This is a genomic window from Pseudomonas imperatae, assembly GCF_057128625.1.
In genome coordinates this window covers 98,134-119,330 of sequence record NZ_JBSKHP010000021.1, presented here as the reverse complement: position 1 = coordinate 119,330, position 21,197 = coordinate 98,134, and the positions used below count along the sequence as shown (strand labels likewise).

The following is a 21,197-nucleotide window of genomic DNA, read 5'->3' as shown; positions in this document are numbered from 1 at the left end:
GGGTCAGGCGCGGGTGTCGATCATGCGCTGTACCTTGCCCACCAGGTCGCTGATCTGGAACGGCTTGATCACCATGTCCATGCGCTCGCCGAGGAAATCCTGGCGGCTGACAGCGTCCTCGGCGTAGCCGGTCATGAACAGCACCGGCAACTCGGCGCGGTAGCGGCGGGCGATGTCGGCCAGGTCGCGGCCGTTCATCTGTGGCAGGCCGACATCGGTGAGCAGCAGGTCGATGCTGCCATCCTCCTGCAACAGGCTCACGGCGTGGTGCACGTCGTCGGCCTGGGTGCAGCGGTAGCCGTTGTCTTCCAGCACCTCGGTGACGAACAGGCGCACGGCCGGCATGTCTTCGACGATCAGGATGTGCTCGCCACTGCCCGGCCGCGTCGGCAGCAGCGCCGGCAGGTCGGGGTGCTGGTTGGCCAGGCCGGCCGGCAGCAGCAGGGTGACCTCGGTGCCATGGCCGACCACGCTGCGAATCCGCGCGTCGCCCCCCGACTGGCGGGCAAAACCATAAATGGTCGACAACCCCAGCCCGGTGCCCTGGCCCAGCGGCTTGGTGGTGAAGAACGGGTCGAAGACCTTGCCGATCACCCCATGTTCGATGCCCACGCCGTCGTCCTGCACGCTCAGCACCACATAGGCGCCGTCGGCCAGTTTCATGTCGCCGTGGGAGTGGGCGGCGAAGGTGCTCAGGCGGATGTGCCCGCCCTGGGGAAGCGCGTCGCGGGCGTTGATCACCAGGTTGAGCACCGCGCTTTCCAGCTGGATGGGGTCGACCAGGGCGATGGCGGCCTTGCTGGTCAGCTCCAGGGTCAACTGCACCCGCTCGCCGATGGTGCGCCGCAGCAGGTCTTCCAGCGACAGGATGTGCTCGTTGACGTCGGTGGGGCGGGTGTCCAGCGGCTGCTGGCGGGCGAAGGCCAGCAGCCGGTGGGTCAGCGAAGCAGCGCTGGTGGCCGAGCCCAGGGCGGCGTCGGTGTAGCGCAGCACGGCGTCGCTGCGGCCTTCGCTGACGCGTTTCTTGATGAGCTCAAGGCCGGTGATGATGCCGGTCAGCAGGTTATTGAAGTCGTGGGCGATGCCGCCGGTGAGCTTGCCCAGGGCGTCCATCTTCTGCGCCTGCAGCAGCTGCGCCTCGGTGCGTGCGCGTTCGGCCACCTCCTTGGCCAGCTGGTCGTTGGCGCTGTCCAGTTCCTGGCGGTGCGAGCGTTCGCGCTGGCGGTGCTCGGTGACGTCCTCGATGAACACCAGGCTGTGGCCTGGGGTGCGGTACGGCGAGATCTGCCATTCGGTCTCGCGCAGCACGCCCTCCACCAACATGTTCAGGGTGCCGCGCCAGCGCTCGCCGATGGCCAGGCGCAGGCGCAGTTCGGCCAGCACTCCTTCCTGGTCAGGAGCGAAGCAGCCCTGCAGCTGTTCGTTGGTGCGGTTGTCCTGCACCAGGTCAGTGAAGGCCTGGTTGCATTCGATCACGTTCAGGGCCGCGTCCATCACCGCGATGGGCGCGCCGATGTTGACGAAAATCTCGCGGAACCGCGCCTCGCTCTCGCGCAGCGCGTGCTCGGTGTCGCGCACCCGCAGCAGGGTGCGCAGGGTGGCCAGGAGTACATCAGGGTCTACCGGGTGGGTCAGGTAGGCGTCGGCGCCGTTGTCGAGGCCGGTGATGATGTCGCCGGTCTGGATCGACGCCGCCGACACGTGGATCACCGGCAGCAGCGCGGTACGCGGTTCGGCGCGCAGCTGGCGAACGATGTCGAAGCCACTCATGTCCGGCAGGTTGACGTCCAGGATCGCCGCGTCGAACAGCTGCTCGGCCAGCAGCGCCAGGCCCTCGGTGCCGGTGCCGGCTTCAAGGATGCGGTAGCCGTGGCGCTCCAGGCGCCGGCGCAGGGCGTAGCGGGTGGCCGCGTTGTCATCGACGATCAGCAGGCAGCTGTCAGCCTTCATCGGGGGTGTCCTGGGCCAAGGCCAATGGGATGATCACGTAGAAGGTCGAGCCCACGCCCGGCTCGCTGGCGACGCCCACGCGCCCGCCCAGCAGCTCGGCGAAGCGCTTGCACAGTGACAGGCCCAGGCCGGTGCCGCGCAGGCGTTTCTGCAGCGGCGAGTCGACCTGGCTGAAGTCTTCGAACAGGGTGCCGTGCATTTCCGCGGGAATGCCGATACCGGTGTCGTTCACGGCGAAGCGTATCTCGTGCTCGTTCTCCAGGCTGGCCGACACCCGCACGTGGCCGCGCTGGGTGAATTTCAGCGAGTTGGAGATGAAGTTGCGCAGGATCTGCGCCAGCTTCTTGTCGTCGCTGTACAGCCGTGGCAGGCCCACCGGCTCCTCGAACACCAGGTCCACCGCGGTGGCGTCGACGATGGGGCGGAACATGCCGCGCAGGGCCGAGAACAGGTCGAACATGTCGAACCAGGCGGGCGAGATGGTGATGCGCCCGGCTTCGATCTTGGCCAGGTCCAGCAGGTCATCGACCATGTCGCTGAGCTCGCGGGCGGCGCCGCTGACGAAGGCCACCTGCTTGTGCTGCTCGGCGCTCAGCGGGCCGTCGAGTTCGTCCTTGAGCAGGCTGGTGATGCTCAGGATCGAGCCCAGGGGCGTGCGGAATTCGTGGCTCATGTACGACAGGAAGCGGCTTTTCAGGTCCGAGGCCTGGCGCAGTTGCTCGGCCTGGTTGTCCAGCTCCGCATACAACGCCAGCACGCCCTGGTTGGTCTCTTCCAGCTCGACCCGCAGGGCCTCGGCTTCGCGTTCCAGCTGCGCCACGCGCGCGGCCTGGGCGTTGGCGGCCAGGGAGGTGAGGTCAGGCATGGGGCATCTCCAGGTCTATGACCAGCACGGTGACGTCGTCTCTGCCGCGGCAGAAGTCACGGTGCAGCACCGTGGCAATCACGGCGGGGTGGCGGAAAATCAGGCCCGGGTAATCGTGCAGGTTCCAGCGCGATTGCAGGCCGTCGCTATACAGAATCAGGATATGGCCGCTGACCTGAGCATAGTCGAAGCTCTGTGCCTTGCGGAACTGGCCGCCGACGATGCCCGGGTGCGAGGCCAGGCCGCGGCTGCGGTCATGGCTGCGGCTGAGCAGGCTGGCACCGATGTTGCCGATGCCGATGAAGGCCAGGCGGTCGGCGCCCGGGTTGAACTGCGCCACGGCCACGGCGCCGCCGCGGCTGCCGGTCATGGCCTGGTGCAGGTCGTCCATCAGCAGCGTCGGGCTGGCGAACGGCGCCAGGGCGAAGGCGCGCACCCCGGCGCGGGCGGCGCGTTCGGCGTCCTCGCCGTGGCCCAGGCCGTCGATGACCAGGGCGCTGATGCCCTGTTCACCGATGTTGACCTGGAAGGCGTCGCCGCAGGCCGGGTCGTTGTGCAGCGAGTGCTGGGTGACGCCCACGGCCAGGTCGCGGGCCTTGTCGCCCCGGCGGAAGAAGCGCGCCAGCAGCACCGCGCCGCGGCTGTCGGCGTGCACATCGAACACCTCGGCCTGGCGCGCCACGGCGCCCAGGCCAATGCCCTGGGTGCCGCCGGTGGAGTAGCCGTCGGTGAGGCAGGCGTGCACGTCGAAGCCGTTGCCGCGGTCCACGGCAATGGCCTCCAGGCCCTGGCCTTCGGGCCGGGGCAGGGTGCGCAGGTGCAGCTCGCCATGGCTGGCGTGCTTGAGGATGTTGCTGCACAGCTCGGTCACCACCAGGGCCACGCGGCCGGCGTCGGCGTCGTCGAAGCCCAGCCGCTCGGCGAGCTTCTGGGCGGTGCGGCGGGCGTGGCCGATCTGGCTGCTGTCTTCGATCAGTAACACTTGAGTGATCGAACTCGGGAAGGTCAGGTCCATCGCGTGATGGTCACCCGTGTGCCCTTGCCCGGCGCGGTGTCCAGCTCGAAGTCGTCCACCAGGCGCTTGGCCCCGGTCAACCCCAGGCCCAGGCCGCTGCCCGAAGTCCAGCCGTCGGTCATGGCCAGCTTGATGTCGGCAATGCCCGGGCCTTCGTCGCGAAACACCAGGCGCAGGCCGGTGCGGTGGTTCTCTTCGACGATTTCCCAGTCCATGTCGCCGCCACCGCCGTAGACCATGGTGTTGCGCGCCAGCTCGCTGACCGCCGTCACCAGCTTGGTCAGGTCGATCAGGCGCATGCCGCAGTCCTGGGCCAGCTTGCGCGCGGTCTGGCGCGCCAATACCACGTCTTGCTCGATGCGAACCGGTTGGGTACCGCTGCTGAGCTGGGTCATTGCAGGTCCACTCGTTCGCGCAACAGCTTCATGCCGCGTTCCACGTTGAGGGCGGTGCTCACGCCGGGCAGGGTCAGGCCCAGTTCCACCAGGGTGATGGCCACGGCCGGCTGCATGCCTACCAGCACGGTCTCGGCGTCCATGATGCGCGACAGGCCGGAGATGGTGCCGATCATGCGGCCAATGAACGAATCGACGATGTCCAGCGCCGAGATGTCGATCAGCACACCGCGCGCCGAGGTGCGGCTGATGCGCTCGGAGAGGTCGTCTTGCAGGGTCAGGGCCAGCTGGTCATGCATGTCGACCTGGATGGTCACCAGCAGGCAGTTGCCCATTTGCAGGATGGGGATGCGCTCCATGGGCTTATACCGCCTTGCTGACGGTCATGCCCAGGCGGCGCAGGGCCAGGGCCAGGGCGTCCGCCAGGTTGGCCTTGGTGACCACGCCTTGCAGGTCCAGGCCCAGGTGCACGATGGTCTGGGCAATTTGCGGGCGCACGCCGCTGATGATGCAGTCGGCGCCCATCAGGCGGATGGCGGTCACGGTTTTCAGCAGGTGCTGGGCCACCAGGGTGTCCACGGTGGGCACGCCGGTGATGTCGATAATGGCGATTTCCGACCCTGTGTCGACGATGCGTTGCAGCAGCGATTCCATCACCACCTGGGTGCGCTGGCTGTCCAGGGTGCCGATCATCGGCAGGGCCAGCACGCCTTCCCACAGCTTGACCACCGGCGTGGACAGCTCCAGCAGTTCTTCCTGCTGGCGCTTGATCACCGCCTCGCGGGACTTCTGGAAGGTGCGGATGGTGTGCAGGCCCAGGCCGTCCAGCAGCTGCGAGATTTCCCAGGTCTGCTCGGCGAGGGTGGCGGGGCTGTCTTCGTATTCCCGCTGCAGCAGGGCGAACAGTGGGCCCTTGAGGGCGAAGATGAAGGTGGCAGTCTGCTGCGAGTCCTGGCCGGCCATGGCGCGGGTGTGGGAAAGTTTTTCGAGGAACTGGCGGGTGGCTTCCCAGTTGCCGGCGCCGAGGTTTTTCGAGTCGCCGTTCTGCGAACCGCTGACCAGCAGGCTGAGGAATTCGCCCTGCTGCTGGCGCACGTCCTCGTCCTTGAGATTGCGCGTCGCGCCGCTGGCTTCCTGTTCGCTGAACCACTGGGCCAGCAGCTCGGCGTGAGCCTTGTTGAGTGCGTCGAGGGTACGTTGCTGCAGTGCTGCCATGTCCATGTGCTCCAGAATGGTTTTTTCTTTTCGGTGGGCGCCGTGCGCCGCACTGATTATTAGTCAAACAGTGACAGTTGCGTGGGAAATTAGTTGTAGGGTACACAGAAAATTCCGTAGCAGCGCCCGAAGGGCGCGTCCTGGCCGCTGCGGCCCTCCAGGCACACCGCCGACGCGGCCTTTGTGGGAGCGGGCTCTGCCCGCGAAGGCCACACCGCACAGTACCTGATGTCGCGCGGCGCCCTTTTCGCGGGCAGAGCCCACTCCCACAGAAGACAGTTGCTGCTACAGGGCGGCGAGGATGGCCTTGGGTTCCAGGAAGGCCTCCAGGCCGTAGGTGCCGTATTCGCGGCCAATCCCCGACTGCTTGAACCCACCAAACGGTGCCGCCGGCTCATGCTCCAGGGTATTCACCTGCACGCGCCCGGCCTCCAGGCGCGCGGCCACGGCGCGGGCACGCTGCGGGTCGGTGCCGAACACGTAGGCCTGCAGGCCGTAGACGGTGTCGTTGGCGATGCTGATCGCCTCTTCCAGGTCCCGGTAGGGAATGATCGCCAGCACCGGCCCGAAGATCTCCTCGCGGGCGATCACCATGTGGTTGTGCACGTCGCTGAACACCGTCGGGCGCACGAACCAGCCCGCGGCCACGCCCTCGGGGCGGCCTTCGCCACCGGCAATCAGCCGCGCCCCTTCGTCGAGGCCCTGGCGGATATAGCCTTGCACCCGTTGCCATTGCTTGCCGCTGACCATGGGGCCCACGCTGGTGTGCGGGTCGCGCGGGTCACCGGCCTGGATGCCGGCCACCTCGGCCTGCACCTTGGCCTCGAACTCGGCCAGCCGCGCGGCGGGCACCAGCAGGCGGGTGCCGGCGATACAGGCCTGGCCGCTGTTCATGAAGCCGGCCTGCAGGGCCATGGGCACGGCGCTGTCGAAGTCGGCGTCGTCGAGGATCAGCACCGGCGACTTGCCGCCCAGCTCCAGGGTCACCCGTTTCAAGGTCTCGGCCCCGGCGCGGAGGATGCCCTTGCCCACGGCGGTGGAGCCGGTGAACGACAGCTTGGCCACGTCCGGGTGCGCGCTGATCTGCGCGCCCACCGTTTCGCCCCGGCCGGTGACAATGTTGAACACCCCGGGCGGCAGGCCCGCCTCGTGCAGCGCCTGGGTCACCACTTGGGTTTGCAGCGCGCTCAGCTCGCTGGGCTTGACCACCGCTGTGCAGCCGGCGGCCAGGGCGGCGGCCAGCTTGCCGCAGATAAAGCCGGCGTTGCTGTTCCAGGGCGTGATCAGCCCGGCCACGCCCAACGGTTGCATGATCACCTCGGCGCTGCCGGCGCGACGCTTGAACGGGTAGTCCTGCAGCACCTTGGTGGCTTCCAGCAGCACCTGGCTGGCGTGGCGGGCCATCCAGCGGCCGCGGGACACGGGGGCGCCGTACTCCAGGGTAATGGCCTCGAACAGTTCGTCTTCGCGGGCAGCGACGGCATGGTGCATGGCCATCAGCCAGTCGATGCGCTGCTGTCGGCTGGTCCGGGAGAACCCTGGGAAGGCCTGCTTGGCCGCCGCGATGGCGGTGCGCGCGTCCTCGGCGTCGGCCAGGCGCACGCGGCCCAGTAACTGCTCGGTGGACGGGTTGATCAGGTCGAACCATTCCTCGCCGTGCGGGGTGACGAACTGGCCATTGATGTAGATCGTGTCGATAAGGTGCATGGGGCGAAGTCCTGTGGGTTAGGTGCAACCACCATAGACGCGGCGCATTGCCCGGACTAGCGGTACAATTGTGGATGAATCATTGAGTGAATCAGGACAATGAAAACCTCCGGCCTTGCCGAACTCGAAGCCGTGCTGGCCGTGGCCCGCCACCGCAGCTTCCGTGCTGCCGCCCAGGACCTGGGCCTGTCCACCTCGGCGCTCAGCTACGCGGTGGCCGGCCTGGAAGCGCGCCTGGGCGTGCGCCTGTTCAACCGCACCACGCGCAGTGTGTCGCTGTCCCAGGCGGGCGCGCAGTTCGTCGACAGCGTGGCGCCGGCGCTATCGACCATTCGTGACGCCATCGACCAGGCCGGCAGCCTGGGCGCCACGCCGTCCGGCACCCTGCGCCTGAACACCTCGGCGGGCGCGGCGCGGCAGGTGATGCCAGTGCTCATCGACTTCCTGCAGCGCTACCCGGCCATGCACCTGGACCTGGTGACCGAAGGGCGGCTGGTGGACATCGTCGCCGACGGCTTCGACGCCGGCATCCGCCTCAACGACATCGTGCCCCAGGACATGATCGCCGTGCCGTTCGGCGACCGGCAACGCTTTGCCGTGGTCGGCAGCCCGGCGTATTTCGCCCGCCACGCGGCACCCCGGACGCCGTTGGAACTCCATCAGCACCGCTGCATCCGCGCGCGCCTGCCCAGCGGCCTGCTGTATCACTGGGAGTTCGAGCGTTTCGGTGAAACCCTGCGCATCAACGGCGAGGGCGCCGTGACCCTGGATGAGCCGGAATTGATGTTGGCGGCAGCGCGGGCAGGGCTGGGCCTGGCCTACCTGACCGAATGGAACGTGGCCGCGGACCTGGCCGCCGGCACGCTGGTGCGGGTGCTGGAAGAGTGGACGCCACCGCTCGATGGCCTGTGCCTGTACTACCCGGGGCGGCGGCATGCGCCGGCGGGGCTGCGTGCGCTGATCCAGGTGATTCGCGAGCACGCGGAGGCGCGGCGGGCCTGAACTGCCCGGCCGCCGCGCACGGGGTCACGCCAGTTCGGACTTGATCATGGCGATCTTGGTGTTGATGTCCTGCTGCGCTACCTGGGCCTTTTCCTTGGTCAGGTCCGCCACCTTCTTGTCGACTTCGGCTTTTTGCTCCGGCGTCATGGCGTCGTACTCTTCCTTGGACACCCCGGTCAGCTGCTGGCGGGCTTTTTCCGCGTCGCTCTGGCTCATGTAGTCCGAGAACTCCTGGGCGGCGGAGGACGCGGTGGTGGTGCTGCTGCCCGACAGGTCGGAGGCGGCAATGGCCACGCTGGCCGAATTGGCCTGCGAGTCCGACGTGGCGGCGGTGCTGGTCGCCGTGCCGCTGTTGTCCGCTGCCGCCACGGCCGAAGCCACCGACGCCGTCGCCGCCTGGGTGGCGGTGGCGTCGTCGACGGTGCTGGCCATCGCTGCCTTCAGATTCACCATCATCCGGGCGAAGGCTTCGTCGTAGGAAGAGCTGTCGGTGCTGGACTGCGACGACGAATCGGTGCTGCTCGACGTTGCCGCTACCGGCGTGGCCGAGGTGGCGATCGTGGTGTATTGATCCGGCTGCTGCGACGACAGCGACGCAATGGCCGGCGTGACGGTTGTTGCGGTGGTGCGGTTGGTACTGTTGATAATCACCGTTCACCTCCTGTTGAGTGTAGGTGGTGGGGATTTACAGCAAGATGGGTGCCAGGGGCTGGGGCAGGGCGCAAAGGCCAATGAATACGGGGCTTGTGCTTGCGCGACGGGCATGCGAGCCGCCAAGTGGGGCGGCAGAAGCTGGCCGTTGCCGAACAGGGATTGCCGCCGGTGGGCCGCGCCAATCCTTCGTTATGCGCCAAAGGCTGCCAACGCCGATCCCAAAGCCCCTAGAACCAATACCACCGCCTCGGATTTTCTGCGTGGGGAATACAGAGCGCTTGAAGCAAGCTGCCAACAAAAGCTGACCACCTCACGGGCTCATTTGCCAGGAAGGTATTGCTGGTAGGGTCAAGGAACAAAATCGATCCGTTGCGCGCGGTATTAAGCTGAACCATGCCCCAGAAAAACGTGACGCTTATGCTCAGCCAGTACCATCCGGTGGAGGCTTTGGGGCCTGACAGCACAATCGAGAGCCACCGGCAGCCTGCGAATCCCGCGATCGATAGAGTCAGGTAGAAGGCTGCCGTGATGAGTTCACTGCTTGTCACGTTCGTTAGCGCTCATAGGGAGCGGCCCACAGGGCAAGGCTGCTCAGGTTATGTCCTCCTTCGCTACTAAACGAAGGGTGGCGGCTGTGCGACAGGTTAGTAGACCGGGGATACTTCAGGAACCCAGCGCACACGAGGTGCCCTGCGCACAGCCACCATGACACGGAGGCATTTGCACTGAAGTCGCTCGGGCTACTAAACCCGGCCGCTGAAGGCAGCGGCGAGCGGAGAGTAGGAGTAGCAGTGGTTCAGTACAAGCGGCGAAATGTATCGGCGAATTTGAAATATTTTGTAAGTATTTCAATGCTGTAGGGTGATTATCGCAGACTTTGTGGGATGTTTCCTAGGCAGGGGTTGTTGCCTCTTGGCTGCGCTACTTATGTAGCGCCATACACCAAGGCTGGCGACACCAATCCCACAGGCCATGGCACGTTGCAACAAATGTAGATGCTGCCGCCAGGCTGCGTCGCGCCGCGCGGGCGGCGCTCGGTCTTGAGGGCGCCGGAGAGGCAATGGCATGCGCCTGGTGGCCTTGATGCAATCTTGCGACAGGCCCGGGGCCCCCCGCAAAAGTCCGCGTAGCCGCTGCCGTCAGGCTGCGCTGGCCCTGCGCCTCGCTGTAGATCTCCAGTGCACACCAAGGCCAGCGCAGCCTGGCGGCAGCAGCTACGGGACTGCGGTGTGGCGTGCAGGTGCATGTCTTGGGTGTTTTGGTGCGCTTGAGATCGAGCGCCGCCCGCGCGGCGCGACGCAGCCTGGCGGCAGCATCTACATTTGTTGCAACGTGCCATGGCCTGATGGATCGGCGTTGCCGGCCTTGGCGCATGGCTTAAGACCGAGTGGGTGCAATTGTTACGCCTTTTAAAACAATGTTTTACCGAATATGTAACCAAATCTTTCCTGGCCTGATGGCACTTTCCTATACACTCGCGACACTCTGCCGCACACAACCGCGCGGCAGCTGGCTGGATGCCACCTCACACCCCAAGGACGACCTGCCCGGAGACCCGTGCAGGTTTTTTTTGGTGTGTGTCTGAAACCGGTTTCAGACCAGATAAAACAGAGCTCGACGCAGCCGTGCACTGCCTGACAGGAAAAAAACCATGCAACCCCTTGATCCCGATCCTTCGCAACCTTCCCCGTGGCATGCGCCGCTCAAACGCCGCACCGTGCTGACCGCCCTGGCGGTGGCCGCCGTGCAGGCCGGCATGGCCAGCACCCTAGGCTGGTCGCCGCTGGCGCTGGCCGATGGGCCGGACGTGGACGCGCAAGGCTTCTTCACCGTGTCCCAGGTGCTGACCGGTTACGACGACCTCGACCCGCTGATTGCCGGGCGCATTGCCCGCGCGCTGATTGCCAAGCAGCCGGCCATGGCTGGTTCCCTGGCCGCGCTGTGCAAGCTGGCGGCCGTGCCGGCCAACCGTGACAGCGCCGAAGCGCTGCTGGCGGCGGCGAAGGGGATCAACGAGGGTGACGCCGCGCTGGCGGTGGTGGCCGCCTGGTTCAAGGGCACCGTTGGCCATGGCCAGGACGCGGTGCTGATTACTTACAAGGATGCGCTGATGTACCGCCCCGCCAGTGACGGGCTGATCGTGCCCACCTACTGCGGCAACGGCCCGCTGTGGTGGACCGCCGCGGTACCTGACGCGAACGCATCCATCTATGGCCCGAGGAACGCAGCATGAGAAAGCCCGTATTTGACGCCAATGGCGACGTGACCGCCGACGTGGTGGTGGTAGGTTCCGGCGTGGCCGGGGCGCTGATCGCCAACCAGTTGGTGGCCGAAGGGCACTCGGTGCTGATCCTCGAAGCTGGCCTGCGCATCCAGCGCGCCCAGGCCGTGGAGAACTGGCGCAACATGCCGTTCGACAACCGCATCGGCTCCGACTTCCAGGGCCTGTACCCGCAGGCCGAGCACGCGCCAGCGCCGCTGTACTTCCCGAAGAACAACTACGTGGGCCTCAGCGGTCCGAGCGGCAGCAGCTTCCAGCAGGGCTACCTGCGCACCCTGGGCGGCACCACCTGGCACTGGGCGGCGTCGTGCTGGCGCCACCTGCCGGTGGACATGCGCATGCAGTCCGAATACGGCGTGGGCCGCGACTGGCCCATCAGCTACGACGAGCTGGAGCCCTATTACTGCCGCGCCGAGGAAGCCATGGGCGTGGCCGGCCCCAGCGACCCGGACATGCAGAGCCCGCGCGAGCGCAGCCAGCCATACCCCATGGACATGGTGCCGTGGGGCTACGGCGACAAGCGTTTCGCCGAAGTGGTCAACGCCCACGGCTACAAGCACATCCCCATTCCCCAGGGCCGTAGCACGCGCCCGTGGAAAGGCCGGCCGACCTGCTGTGGCAACAACAACTGCCAGCCGATCTGCCCGATCGGCGCCATGTACAACGCCATCCACACCATCGAGGAAGCCGAGCGCAATGGCGCCCTGGCACTGACCGAGGCGGTGGTCTACAAGATCGACACCGACGAGGGCAACCGCGTCACCGCCGTGCACTGGCTGAGCCCCGACGGCAAGTCCCACAAGGCCAGCGGCAAGGTCTTCGCCCTGGCCTGCAACGCCCTGGAAACCCCGCGCCTGTTGCTGCTGGCAGCCAACGAACGCAACCCCCACGGCATTGCCAACTCCTCCGACCAGGTGGGGCGCAACATGATGGACCACTCCGGTTTCCACTGCTCGTTCATTGCCAACGAGCCGCTGTGGATCGGCCGCGGCCCGGCGCAGAGCAGCTGCATCGTCGGCCCGCGTGACGGCGAGTTCCGCTCCAAGTACTCGGCCAACAAGATGATCCTCAACAACATCACCCAGGTCGCCAAGGCCACCGAGCAGGCCCTGGCCATGGGCCTGGTGGGCAAGGCGCTGGAGGCCGAGATCCGCCGCCGTTCCACCCACGGCGTCGACCTGTCGATCAGCCTGGAGCCGTTGCCGGACCCCAACAACCGCCTGACCCTGAGCACCACCCGCAAGGACCCCCACGGCCTGGCCTGCCCGGACATCTACTACGACGTCGGCGACTACGTGCGCAAGGGCGCGGAAGCGGCGCATGCGCAGCTGGAACACATCGGCAGCCTGTTCGGCGCCACCGAGTTCAACATCACCACCAGCCTCAACGCCAACAACCACATCATGGGCGGCACCATCATGGGCAAGGACCCACGCGATTCGGTGGTGAACGGCGACTGCCGCACCCACGACCACGCCAACCTGTGGCTGCCCGGTGGCGGCGCCATGGCCTCGGCCAGCGTCGTCAACACCACCCTGACCATGGCGGCGCTGGCGATCAAGGCCGCCGACGACATGAGCAAAGCACTGGCGCGGGGTTGAGCGAATGACTTTCTCGATCAAAGCCCACCTGCTGGTGGCACTGCTGGCGGCCAGTGGCCTGGCCCGGGCTGAAGAAACCGTACCGGCGCCGGCGGTAACGCCAGTGGGCGGCGTGCTGTCCCAGGAAGAGCAGGGCCGCCGCCTGGCGGTGGCCGGCGACTGCATGGCCTGCCACACCGTGCCCGACAGCGGCAAATCGTTCGCCGGCGGCTACGCGATCAACTCGCCGTTCGGCTCGATCTACTCCACCAACATCACGCCGTCGAAGACGGCGGGCATCGGCCACTACACCGAGGCGCAGTTCGCCCACGCGGTGCGCGACGGCGTGCGCGCCGATGGCAGCTACCTGTACCCGGCCATGCCGTACACCTCCTACGTGCACATGAGCGACAGCGACGTGGCGGCCCTGTACGCCTACTTCATGCACGCGGTGCAGCCGGTGGACACCCCGGCGCCGACCACGGCGCTGAACTTCCCGTTCAACATTCGCCTGTCCATGGCCGGCTGGAACCTGCTGTTCCTCGACAGCCGCACCGCCACGCCTGCGCCCATGCCCACCCCGGAACTGGTGCGCGGCGAATACCTGACCAACACCCTGGAACACTGCGGCGCCTGCCACACCCCGCGCAACCCGCTGATGGCCGAGATCAAGGACAAGGCCCTGTCCGGCGGCATGGTGGGGCCGTGGTACGCGCCCAACATCACCTCCGACAAGGTCAGCGGCATCGGCGGCTGGAGCAACGACGAGCTGGTGCAGTACCTGCGCACCGGCCACGCCGAGGGCAAGAACCAGGCCGCCGGCGGCATGGCCGAAGCAGTGCAGAACAGCCTGCAGTTCCTGCCCGACAGCGACCTGGCGGCCATCGCCGCCTACCTGAAAAGCACCGCGCCGGTGCGCAGCGAAGGCGAAGTGCGCCCCGCCTACGAGTTCGGCGCCAAGCACAGCGGCGAAGACCAGGTGCGCGGCACGGCCCCGTCCAATGCCCATGACAGCGTGAAGACCGGCGCCCAGCTGTACAGCGGCTACTGCGCCAGCTGCCACCAGCCGGGCGGGCAGGGCAGTGCCAACCAGGCCTACCCGTCGCTGTTCCACAACACCGCCACCGGCATGGCCAACTCGGCCAACCTGATCGCCGCGATTCTCTACGGCGTCGACCGCCAGGAGGCCGGGCACCACGTGCTGATGCCGCGTTTCGACGAGGTCAGCTACGTGGCGCAGTTGAACGACCAGCAGGTCGCCGACATCGCCAACTACGTGCTGCGCAACTTCGGCAACCCGTCCCACGAGATCAGCGCCCATGACGTGATGATTGCGCGCCAGGGCGGCGAGAAACCGCTGCTGGCGGTGGTGCAGCCGTTCATTGTGCCGGCGATGGGCTTGGGTGCGCTGCTGGTGTTGGCGTTAGTATGGCTGTGGTGGCGCCGCCGCTGATCCCGTAGCAGCTGCCGCCAGGCTGCGTCCGGGGCCTCACGGTGCCAGCGCCTGGCGCGGTGGCTGTGACGCGGCCTGGCGGCCGCTGCTACGGGTTGGTCAGGAGCCACTTGATGGATTACTTCGCCGCACTCACTGCCTTCGTCGAGGCCGCCGACGGCAACAACTTCTCCCGCGCCGCCGAACGCCTGAATATCAAGGCGTCGACGGTGTCGCGCTACATCAAGGAGCTGGAGCACGACCTGGGCATTGCCCTGTTCAACCGCTCCACCCGCACCCTGCATCTGACCGAGGGCGGCCAGACCTTCCTGCACCATGCCCGCCGCGTGCTGGCGGAACTGGACCAGGCGCGCGCCGCCACCTCGGCGCTCAACCAACAGCCGCGCGGCCTGCTCAAGGTCAGCGTGCCACCGGCCTTCTCCCGCCACCACGTGCTGCCCTGGCTGGGCGACTTCCTGCAACGCTACCCGGACATTCGCGTGGAGCTGGTGCTGGACGAGGCGCGGGTCAACCTGATCGACGCCGGCATGGACCTGGCGATTCGCATCGGCACCCTACCGGACTCGGGCCTCAAGGCGCGCCGAATCGCCGAGCAGCAGTGGGTGCTGTGCGCGGCCAAGGACTTCGCCGCGCCACCGACAGCCCCGGCAGCCCTGAGTGATTTCCCGGCGATACTGGGCAGCAGTGATGAAGTGGTGCTGCGCAAGGGCGACCAGCACGCGACGGTCACCCTGCAAGGCGCGCTGCGTCTTAATGACCTGGACGCCCGGCGCGTGGCCGTCGAGCAAGGCCTGGGCATGGCCCTGCTGCCGCTGTGGCTGGCCGCCGACGGCCTGCGCAGCGGCACCCTGCAACGCTGGCTGCCAGACTGGCAGGTCGCCGACGCCGAGGCGGCGTTGTGGTTCGTCTACCCGCCCAAGCGCATCGTCTCGTCGAAGGTGCGCAGCTTCATCGACTTCATGCTCGAGCGCATCGGCACGCCGCCGTACTGGCTCAGCTGAAGCGGATGTCCAGGGCGCGCAGGTGGGTTTGCAGGCCGGCGTCCTGGATCGGGATCAGGTAGGCCTCGCGCCCCGACTCGTTGTAGTGGGCGTGCCAGTAGCCGGGCGGGGTGACGAAGGCCAGGCCCGGGGTCCAGTCCACGCGGGTGGGGTTGCGGATCTGGCCGTCGTCGTCCAGCTCGGTACCCACCAGGGTGTAGCAGCCTTGGGGCGCATCGATGATGAAATCCAGGGCGATGGACTGGTGGCGGTGGGGCTTCTGCACCGAGCCCGCCGGCAGGATGCCGTACATGGCCCACAACACGTGGGTGACGGTGCGGGTCTGGGGAAAGTGGCGGTTGCCCAGCAGGATGCTGATGCGGCTGCGGTCCTGGGCGCGCGGGTCATCGGCGGCCTCGCGCAGCTTGGCGTTGGCCACCTCGGCGGGGTACAGGGTGGCGGTGAAGCGGTCCTCGGCCGGGCGCACGCCCAGGTAGCGCAGCAGCGGTTCGTCGTGCACGTAATAGAAGCGGCTGTCCGCGCGGGCGGTCAGCACGGTGGGCTGCAGGCCGGGCAGGGCGATGAAGCAGCCGCTGTTCCAGGCGAACTGGCTGTCACCCTGCTGCAACTGGCCGTCGCCGGCAATCACGTACAGCACCTGGGAGGTGGCGGTGGGCGCCAGGCGCAGGCTGTCGCCGGCGTTCAGGCGAATGAAATGGGCGCACAGGCCGGGGCCAGTGGCCGGCCCCTGGCAGCCCAGCGCCTCGCTGAGGTCCAGCGGCACCACCCGCGACGGCCCGTCGGCGCACAGGGCGGCGGGGAAGCTGTGGTAGGGCACGCGGCTGATCAGCTTGGCGCTGATGGGGTTGGCCGCCTTGCTGTACTCGAAATACTCGGCGTCCAGGGTGGCATCGGGCTTCACGGCGCTGTTCATGGGCATGGCTCTTGTTGTGGGAAGATGGGGCCACTATACGAACGGCGCGCCGCGAGATTAACCGCCCGGGCGGCACAGCAGTTATGCGAAAAAGGGCGTGTCCGAAAACCCTCGGTGGTTGTCCGCTGCGCCTATCCCGTTGCCCGTCGCCAGCGCGCAAACTGGGCGCTCTTCCAAGGAGCCGTCCCCATGAGCAAGCAAGCCCTGATCCTCATCGACCTGCAGCACGATTACTTCGCCAACGGCCTGTGGCCGCTGGACAACATCGAGCCGGCCGCCGCCAATGCCGCCCGTGTCCTGGCAGCGTTCCGCCAGGCCGGCAAGCCGATCATCCACGTGCGCCACGAGTCCCTGGCCGCCGATGCGCCGTTCTTCCGCCCCGGCACGCCGGGCGCGCAGATCCACGGCGCGGTGGCCCCCGCGGCCAACGAGCCGGTGATCGTCAAACACTACCCCAACAGCTTTCGTGAGACCGAGCTGCACGCTGTACTCGCCCAGCACGGCATCGAGTCACTGGTGCTGGTGGGCGCCATGAGCCACATGTGCATCGAAGCCGCCGGCCGCGCGGCGGCGGACTTGGGTTATGGGGTTACCGTGCTGCACGACGCCTGCGCCACCCGCGAACTGGTATTCAATGGCCACACCGTGCCGGCCGCCCAGGTGCACGCCGGGGCCATGGCGACGCTGGCGTTCGGCTACGCGCAACTGCTGGCGACCGAGGCGTTCCTGGCCCAGGGCTGATATCGTTAAGGCTGCGATGCAACCCTGGAGCCCGGCGGCCATGGCCGACACGCATGAAATCACCCTGCTGGTGTACCCCGGCGCCCAAGCGGCGGCTGTGCACGGGCTGGTCGACCTGTTCGCCGTGGCCAGCCGGTTGGGCCAGGCCTGCGGCCGCGCGGCCTTGCAGGTCAGCCAGTGGCAGCCTGGCGATGATGCAGCCGGCAGCCCGGCCGTGGTGGTGATACCGCCGTCGCTGGGCAGCTTGCCCAGCGCCGACACCGTCGCCGCTTGCCGCCCGTGGCTACTGCAGCAACACGCTCGCGGCGCGGTGCTGGGCGCGGTGTGCATCGGCGCGTTCCTGTTGGCCGACACAGGCCTGCTGGACGGCCGTCGCGCCACTACCCATGCCAGCCAGGCAGCGGAATTCACCGCCCGTTTCCCAGCGGTGCGGGTGCACAGCGAAGTGCCAATCATCGACGATGGCGAGCTGCTGACCAGCGCCGGCCTGATGGCCTGGACCGACCTGGGCCTGCGCCTGGTGGCGCGGTTGTTGGGGGCTGACATTGCGCGGCAGACCGCGCAGTTCCTGGCGGTGGCGGCGCCGTTGCAGGGCGAGGGGTATTTCGCGCCGGTGCTGGACCACGGCGATGCACAGGTGCTGAAGCTGCAGCATTGGCTGCAGGCCAACGGCGCCCTGGGCGTGAGCGCGGCGGCCATGGCGGCCCAGGCGGGGCTTGAGGCGCGCACCTTGCTGCGACGCTTTCGCGCGGCCACCGGGTTGTCCCCCACGCAGTACTGCCAGCAGTTGCGGGTGAATACTGCGCGGGAGTTGCTGCAGTGGACCCGCGACAGCGTCGACCAGGTGGCCTGGAGCGTGGGCTATCAGGACCCGGCGACATTCCGAATTATCTTCCGGCGCCTCACCGGCGTGGCGCCGGGGGCGTATCGGGCCAGGCTGGCGAAGGGTGGTGCGGCTGGACGCGGCCTTAGGGGCGCTGCTACGTAGCAGCGGCCGGCGGCCGCGTCCGCGATTTACGCCTTCCACGCCGACCCGCGAATCACCTCGCAGAAGTTGCCGCGCTGGAACAGCGGGTCCTTGCTGGCCAGCACGTCGGCCTTGACGTTGCCGAAGGTGGTCTCGGGCTTGTGTTTGATGCCGTCGTAGAACGCCTGGATGATGTCTTCCTTGAACTGCGCGCTGCGCGGGTGGGCGCTGACGATGGCGTCGCGCTCGGCGTCGCTGTACTGCGGGTAGGTCAGGCCCAGCACGTCCATCTCCACGCCTGCGGTCACCAGCGCCACCACCGGGTGCATGTGCTGGGGGATGCCGGGGGTGGTGTGCAGGGCGATGGCGGTCCACACGGTGTCGATGTCGTGCTGGTTGATGTGGTGGCCCTTCAGGAAGTCGCGGGCGGCGTTGGCGCCGTCCACCTCGAAGCGCTCGCAGGCGCTGCTGCATTGGTGCACCAGGCCCATGTCGTGGAACATGCAGCCGGCGTACAGCAGTTCGGCGTCGAACTTCAGCCCGCGCTTGCGCCCGGCCAGGGCGCCGAAGTAGTACACGCGGCTGGAGTGATGAAACAGCAGGTCCGACTCGGTGTCGCGCACCAGTTCGGTGATCTCCCGCGCCATGGCGGTGTCGGGGATCTTGATGTCGTCGAGGCTGAAGGTCATGGGGTGTCTCCGCAAGCAGGGGTGGGTGTGAAGCCAGTATCAGCTCGTCGGCACATGGCCTCAATTGGCGTAATACGTCATATACTGCCATTTCCCTCCCCAAGCGGACGCCGTCATGACTCCCGTACGCACCATCGCCGTGGTGGCCTTGCCCAACGTGCAGCTGCTCGACGTCAGCGGCCCGCTGGACGTGTTCGCCGAGGCCAACCGCGAGGCCGGTCGCGAGCGCTACCGGCTGCTGCTGGTGGGCTGCGGCAGCGGCCCGGTGACCAGCTCATCGGGCACCCGCCTGCTGCCCGAGACCAACACCGACCATGCCCTGGCCGGTATCGACACCCTGCTGGTCGCCGGCGCGCCCAATGCCCCGCACGCGCGCTTCAGCCAGGCGCTGCTGGACTGGCTGCGCCTGCACGCGCCCCAGGCGCGGCGCTTCGGGTCGGTGTGCACCGGGGCCTTTGCGCTGGCAGCGGCGGGGCTGCTGGACGGCCGCCGGGTGACCACCCATTGGGTGGCCGCCGAGGCGCTGGCCAGCCGTTACCCGCAGGTGCAGGTGGACGCCGACGCCATCCATGTGCGCGACGGCAAGCTGCGCACCGCGGCCGGAGTCACTGCCGGCCTGGACCTGGCGCTGGCCCTGGTCGAGGAAGACCTGGGCGAGGACATCGCCCGGCGCGTGGCCAGCCAACTGGTGATGTTTTTCAAGCGCCCCGGCGGGCAGTTGCAGTTCAGCCGCAAGGGCGAGTCGCTGCCGGCCGGGCGCTCGGCGCTGCAAGAGGTGCAGCGCTACGTGGCCGCGCACCCGGCCGAAGACCACAGCATCAAGGCCCTGGCCGAGCGCGCCGGCCTCAGCCCGCGGCACTTTGCCCGGCTGTTCCATCAAGAGGTGGGCGAAACTCCGGCCAGCTGGGTCGAGCAGGCCCGCATTCAGGCCGCCCGCGAACGCCTGGAGCAGGGCCATGAAACCCCCAAGCAGGTGGCCGCTCACTGCGGCTTCGCCAACGCCGACACCCTGCGCCGCGCGTTCAGCAAGGCCGTGGGCGTAAGCCCCGCCGAGTACCGCAAGCGCTTCGCCGGCCGTGGTGGAAACGTTTGATTATTGTGGGAGCTGGCTTGCCAGCGAGCTTTCGGGCCTCAACAACTCGCTGGCAAGCCAGCTCCCACATTTGGTGTGATGCGCAGCCGCAGCCTATGATGATGCACTTCTCATCCAGCAGGGGCGCACCATGAGCATTCACCACGCCGCCGAAGGCTACGACACCCAGGCCACCGCCGACACCTACGCCCGCGGCCGTCCGGACTACCCGCCGGCGCTGGATGCCTGGCTGCGCGACACCCTGGGCCTGCACACCGGCAGCACGGTGCTGGACCTGGGCGCCGGCACCGGCAAGTTCACCCCGCGGCTGCTGGCCACCGGCGCCCGCGTGGTGGCGGTGGAGCCGGTGGCGGCCATGCGCGAGAAACTGCACGCCAGCTACGGCCACGTGCAGGCGCTGGACGGCCGCGCCGACGCCATCCCGCTGCCCGATGCCTCCCTGGAAGCGGTGGTATGCGCGCAGTCGTTCCACTGGTTCGCCACGCCTGAAGCTCTGGCCGAGATCCGCCGCGTGCTCAAGCCCGGCGGCCGCCTGGGCCTGGTGTGGAACCTGCGTGACAACAGCGTGCCGTGGGTGGCGCGCCTGGATGCGCTGGTCAACCACTACGAAGGCGACACGCCGCGCTACTACAGCGGCGCCTGGCGCCAGGCATTCCCCGCACCCGGCTTCAGCGCGCTGCAGGAAACCCATTTTGGCAACGGCCACACCGGCAGCCCCGACACGGTGATCATCGACCGCGTGCGCTCCACCAGTTTCATCGCCGGGCTGCCCGCTGCCCAGCGCGAAGCGGTGGACGCCCAGGTGCGCGCACTGATCGCCAGTGAACCTCTGCTGGCCGGCAAGGCCGAAGTCACTGTCCCTTATACGACCGCTGCCTTCTGCGCAGTTAAATCGGAGACTCCATGATCAAACGAATGGCCCTTGCGCTGTTGCTGGTGTCGGGCCTGGCCCACGCCGCCGACCCCGTGCTGCACACCGACCTGCCGCTGAAATACCTGGAGCAGGCGCCGACGGTCACGCGCGACAAGCCGCTGGTGATTTTCCTGCATGGTTACGGCAGCAACGAGGCCGACCTGTTCGAGCTGAAAGACTCGCTGCCCGATGGCTACACCTACCTGTCGGTGCGCGCGCCGCAGACCCTGGAAGAGGGCAGCTACCAGTGGTTCCACCGCCAGGGCGATGGCCCCTACGACGGCGTGACCGCAGACCTGGCCAGCAGCCGTCAGACGCTCAAGGACTTCATCAGCCAGGCGGTGGCCAAGTACCACACCGACAAGTCGAAGGTGGTGCTGATCGGCTTCAGCCAGGGCGCCATCATGAATTACGAGCTGGGCCTGCGCGAACCGCAGGCGGTACGGGGCATTGCGGTGCTGAGTGGCAAGATCCTGCCGGTGCTGCGCAGCGAGCTGAAGCCGGACCCGGCGCTGAAGTCGCTGGCGATTTTCATCGGCCATGGCGTGGACGACCCGCAGGTGCCGTTCACCGATGCCAGCGAGGCCCAGCGCATTTTGCATGAGCTGGGCCTGGAGCCGGACTTCCACGCTTATGCCGACTTGAAACACTCCATCAGCAAGACCGAAATCGAGGACCTCAACGCCTGGCTAGGCGACGTGCTCGCCCCCCAAACCCTGTAGCAGCGACTGTCTTCCGTGGGAGTGGGTTCTGCCCACGAAAC

The 21,197-nt window shown here is 67.5% G+C and carries 20 protein-coding genes; 10 read left to right on the top strand and 10 right to left on the bottom strand.

Annotated features, from left to right (window positions below; all coding sequences use genetic code 11):
* Positions 1-3: 3 nt before the first annotated feature.
* From ACWKWX_RS23725 to ACWKWX_RS23695, 7 genes are all read right to left on the bottom strand, one after another.
* Entirely contained in the window at positions 4-1,950 is a 1,947-nt protein-coding gene (locus ACWKWX_RS23725; RefSeq protein WP_483829075.1) for a response regulator, read from the bottom strand.
* Positions 1,940-2,815: a sensor histidine kinase gene (locus tag ACWKWX_RS23720; protein ID WP_416425346.1), complete on the bottom strand. Its 876-nt coding sequence runs from the start codon at positions 2,813-2,815 to the stop codon at positions 1,940-1,942. The genes ACWKWX_RS23725 and ACWKWX_RS23720 overlap by 11 nt, the downstream gene beginning before the upstream one ends.
* Positions 2,808-3,830: an ATP-binding protein gene (locus ACWKWX_RS23715; protein WP_483829074.1), complete on the bottom strand. Its 1,023-nt coding sequence runs from the start codon at positions 3,828-3,830 to the stop codon at positions 2,808-2,810. The genes ACWKWX_RS23720 and ACWKWX_RS23715 overlap by 8 nt, the downstream gene beginning before the upstream one ends.
* Positions 3,821-4,225: an ATP-binding protein gene (locus ACWKWX_RS23710; protein ID WP_416425344.1), complete on the bottom strand. Its 405-nt coding sequence runs from the start codon at positions 4,223-4,225 to the stop codon at positions 3,821-3,823. Before ACWKWX_RS23710 ends, ACWKWX_RS23715 begins: the two co-directional genes overlap by 10 nt.
* Complete coding sequence (locus ACWKWX_RS23705; protein WP_416425343.1) at positions 4,222-4,584, bottom strand: STAS domain-containing protein; 363 nt, start codon at positions 4,582-4,584, stop codon at positions 4,222-4,224. The genes ACWKWX_RS23710 and ACWKWX_RS23705 overlap by 4 nt, the downstream gene beginning before the upstream one ends.
* A 4-nt stretch (positions 4,585-4,588) precedes the next feature.
* Positions 4,589-5,440: an STAS domain-containing protein gene (locus ACWKWX_RS23700; RefSeq protein WP_416425342.1), complete on the bottom strand. Its 852-nt coding sequence runs from the start codon at positions 5,438-5,440 to the stop codon at positions 4,589-4,591.
* Between the two features lie 285 nt (positions 5,441-5,725).
* Complete coding sequence (locus ACWKWX_RS23695; RefSeq protein ID WP_476300860.1) at positions 5,726-7,147, bottom strand: aldehyde dehydrogenase family protein; 1,422 nt, start codon at positions 7,145-7,147, stop codon at positions 5,726-5,728.
* Between the two features lie 99 nt (positions 7,148-7,246).
* Here ACWKWX_RS23695 and ACWKWX_RS23690 point away from each other — a divergent pair, with 99 nt between their 5' ends.
* Positions 7,247-8,149: a LysR family transcriptional regulator gene (locus ACWKWX_RS23690; protein ID WP_476300862.1), complete on the top strand. Its 903-nt coding sequence runs from the start codon at positions 7,247-7,249 to the stop codon at positions 8,147-8,149.
* Between the two features lie 24 nt (positions 8,150-8,173).
* Here ACWKWX_RS23690 and ACWKWX_RS23685 read toward each other — a convergent pair whose 3' ends face one another.
* A complete protein-coding gene (locus ACWKWX_RS23685; RefSeq protein ID WP_416425339.1) occupies positions 8,174-8,800 on the bottom strand; it encodes a hypothetical protein in 627 nt (208 codons plus the stop codon).
* Positions 8,801-10,454: 1,654 nt separating this feature from the next.
* Between ACWKWX_RS23685 and ACWKWX_RS23680 the strand changes: the two genes are divergently transcribed.
* The 4 genes from ACWKWX_RS23680 to ACWKWX_RS23665 all read left to right on the top strand — a co-directional run bounded on the left by ACWKWX_RS23680 (position 10,455) and on the right by ACWKWX_RS23665 (position 15,118).
* On the top strand, positions 10,455-11,036 hold the full coding sequence (locus ACWKWX_RS23680; protein WP_476300865.1) for a sugar dehydrogenase complex small subunit: 582 nt from the start codon (positions 10,455-10,457) through the stop codon (positions 11,034-11,036).
* On the top strand, positions 11,033-12,685 hold the full coding sequence (locus tag ACWKWX_RS23675; RefSeq protein WP_475504159.1) for a GMC family oxidoreductase: 1,653 nt from the start codon (positions 11,033-11,035) through the stop codon (positions 12,683-12,685). Before ACWKWX_RS23680 ends, ACWKWX_RS23675 begins: the two co-directional genes overlap by 4 nt.
* 4 nt (positions 12,686-12,689) lie before the next feature.
* Positions 12,690-14,117, top strand: a complete 1,428-nt coding sequence (locus tag ACWKWX_RS23670) for a c-type cytochrome (RefSeq protein ID WP_483829073.1) — start codon at positions 12,690-12,692, stop codon at positions 14,115-14,117.
* Between the two features lie 113 nt (positions 14,118-14,230).
* On the top strand, positions 14,231-15,118 hold the full coding sequence (locus tag ACWKWX_RS23665) for a LysR substrate-binding domain-containing protein (protein ID WP_483829072.1): 888 nt from the start codon (positions 14,231-14,233) through the stop codon (positions 15,116-15,118).
* On the opposite strand, the gene ACWKWX_RS23660 is transcribed toward ACWKWX_RS23665, so the two are convergent.
* Positions 15,111-16,031, bottom strand: coding sequence for a cupin (locus tag ACWKWX_RS23660; protein WP_483829071.1), 921 nt, complete (start codon positions 16,029-16,031; stop codon positions 15,111-15,113). The genes ACWKWX_RS23665 and ACWKWX_RS23660 overlap by 8 nt on opposite strands.
* A gap of 189 nt (positions 16,032-16,220) precedes the next feature.
* Here ACWKWX_RS23660 and ACWKWX_RS23655 point away from each other — a divergent pair, with 189 nt between their 5' ends.
* The gene (locus ACWKWX_RS23655; RefSeq protein WP_483829070.1) at positions 16,221-16,772 is read left to right on the top strand and encodes a cysteine hydrolase family protein; all 552 of its coding nucleotides are present in this window, start codon (positions 16,221-16,223) and stop codon (positions 16,770-16,772) included.
* A 40-nt stretch (positions 16,773-16,812) separates the two neighbouring features.
* The gene (locus ACWKWX_RS23650) at positions 16,813-17,760 is read left to right on the top strand and encodes a GlxA family transcriptional regulator (RefSeq protein WP_483829069.1); all 948 of its coding nucleotides are present in this window, start codon (positions 16,813-16,815) and stop codon (positions 17,758-17,760) included.
* A gap of 26 nt (positions 17,761-17,786) precedes the next feature.
* Here ACWKWX_RS23650 and ACWKWX_RS23645 read toward each other — a convergent pair whose 3' ends face one another.
* Complete coding sequence (locus tag ACWKWX_RS23645) at positions 17,787-18,428, bottom strand: HD domain-containing protein (protein WP_473003228.1); 642 nt, start codon at positions 18,426-18,428, stop codon at positions 17,787-17,789.
* A gap of 115 nt (positions 18,429-18,543) precedes the next feature.
* On the opposite strand from ACWKWX_RS23645, the gene ACWKWX_RS23640 reads away from it, so the two are divergent.
* From ACWKWX_RS23640 to ACWKWX_RS23630, 3 genes are all read left to right on the top strand, one after another.
* Positions 18,544-19,521, top strand: a complete 978-nt coding sequence (locus tag ACWKWX_RS23640; protein WP_483829068.1) for a GlxA family transcriptional regulator — start codon at positions 18,544-18,546, stop codon at positions 19,519-19,521.
* Positions 19,522-19,651: 130 nt separating this feature from the next.
* Positions 19,652-20,428, top strand: coding sequence for a class I SAM-dependent methyltransferase (locus ACWKWX_RS23635; RefSeq protein ID WP_483829067.1), 777 nt, complete (start codon positions 19,652-19,654; stop codon positions 20,426-20,428).
* Positions 20,425-21,156 carry an alpha/beta hydrolase gene (locus ACWKWX_RS23630; RefSeq protein ID WP_416425328.1) on the top strand — a complete coding sequence of 244 codons (732 nt, stop codon included), beginning with the start codon at positions 20,425-20,427 and terminating at the stop codon, positions 21,154-21,156. Before ACWKWX_RS23635 ends, ACWKWX_RS23630 begins: the two co-directional genes overlap by 4 nt.
* Positions 21,157-21,197 lie beyond the last annotated feature (41 nt).

What these genes read in the sequence shown, in the direction of transcription:
- ACWKWX_RS23680 (WP_476300865.1), top strand. Translation starts at nt 10,455, where the DNA reads ATGCAACCCCTTGATCCCGATCCTTCGCAACCTTCCCCGTGGCATGCG.
- ACWKWX_RS23675 (WP_475504159.1), top strand. Translation starts at nt 11,033, where the DNA reads ATGAGAAAGCCCGTATTTGACGCCAATGGCGACGTGACCGCCGACGTG.
- ACWKWX_RS23635 (WP_483829067.1), top strand. Translation starts at nt 19,652, where the DNA reads ATGAGCATTCACCACGCCGCCGAAGGCTACGACACCCAGGCCACCGCC.
- ACWKWX_RS23665 (WP_483829072.1), top strand. Translation starts at nt 14,231, where the DNA reads ATGGATTACTTCGCCGCACTCACTGCCTTCGTCGAGGCCGCCGACGGC.
- ACWKWX_RS23690 (WP_476300862.1), top strand. Translation starts at nt 7,247, where the DNA reads ATGAAAACCTCCGGCCTTGCCGAACTCGAAGCCGTGCTGGCCGTGGCC.
- ACWKWX_RS23700 (WP_416425342.1), bottom strand. Translation starts at nt 5,440, where the DNA reads ATGGCAGCACTGCAGCAACGTACCCTCGACGCACTCAACAAGGCTCAC.
- ACWKWX_RS23710 (WP_416425344.1), bottom strand. Translation starts at nt 4,225, where the DNA reads ATGACCCAGCTCAGCAGCGGTACCCAACCGGTTCGCATCGAGCAAGAC.
- ACWKWX_RS23660 (WP_483829071.1), bottom strand. Translation starts at nt 16,031, where the DNA reads ATGAACAGCGCCGTGAAGCCCGATGCCACCCTGGACGCCGAGTATTTC.
- ACWKWX_RS23650 (WP_483829069.1), top strand. Translation starts at nt 16,813, where the DNA reads ATGGCCGACACGCATGAAATCACCCTGCTGGTGTACCCCGGCGCCCAA.
- ACWKWX_RS23630 (WP_416425328.1), top strand. Translation starts at nt 20,425, where the DNA reads ATGATCAAACGAATGGCCCTTGCGCTGTTGCTGGTGTCGGGCCTGGCC.
- ACWKWX_RS23720 (WP_416425346.1), bottom strand. Translation starts at nt 2,815, where the DNA reads ATGCCTGACCTCACCTCCCTGGCCGCCAACGCCCAGGCCGCGCGCGTG.
- ACWKWX_RS23725 (WP_483829075.1), bottom strand. Translation starts at nt 1,950, where the DNA reads ATGAAGGCTGACAGCTGCCTGCTGATCGTCGATGACAACGCGGCCACC.
- ACWKWX_RS23705 (WP_416425343.1), bottom strand. Translation starts at nt 4,584, where the DNA reads ATGGAGCGCATCCCCATCCTGCAAATGGGCAACTGCCTGCTGGTGACC.
- ACWKWX_RS23695 (WP_476300860.1), bottom strand. Translation starts at nt 7,147, where the DNA reads ATGCACCTTATCGACACGATCTACATCAATGGCCAGTTCGTCACCCCG.
- ACWKWX_RS23640 (WP_483829068.1), top strand. Translation starts at nt 18,544, where the DNA reads ATGACTCCCGTACGCACCATCGCCGTGGTGGCCTTGCCCAACGTGCAG.
- ACWKWX_RS23645 (WP_473003228.1), bottom strand. Translation starts at nt 18,428, where the DNA reads ATGACCTTCAGCCTCGACGACATCAAGATCCCCGACACCGCCATGGCG.
- ACWKWX_RS23670 (WP_483829073.1), top strand. Translation starts at nt 12,690, where the DNA reads ATGACTTTCTCGATCAAAGCCCACCTGCTGGTGGCACTGCTGGCGGCC.
- ACWKWX_RS23655 (WP_483829070.1), top strand. Translation starts at nt 16,221, where the DNA reads ATGAGCAAGCAAGCCCTGATCCTCATCGACCTGCAGCACGATTACTTC.
- ACWKWX_RS23715 (WP_483829074.1), bottom strand. Translation starts at nt 3,830, where the DNA reads ATGGACCTGACCTTCCCGAGTTCGATCACTCAAGTGTTACTGATCGAA.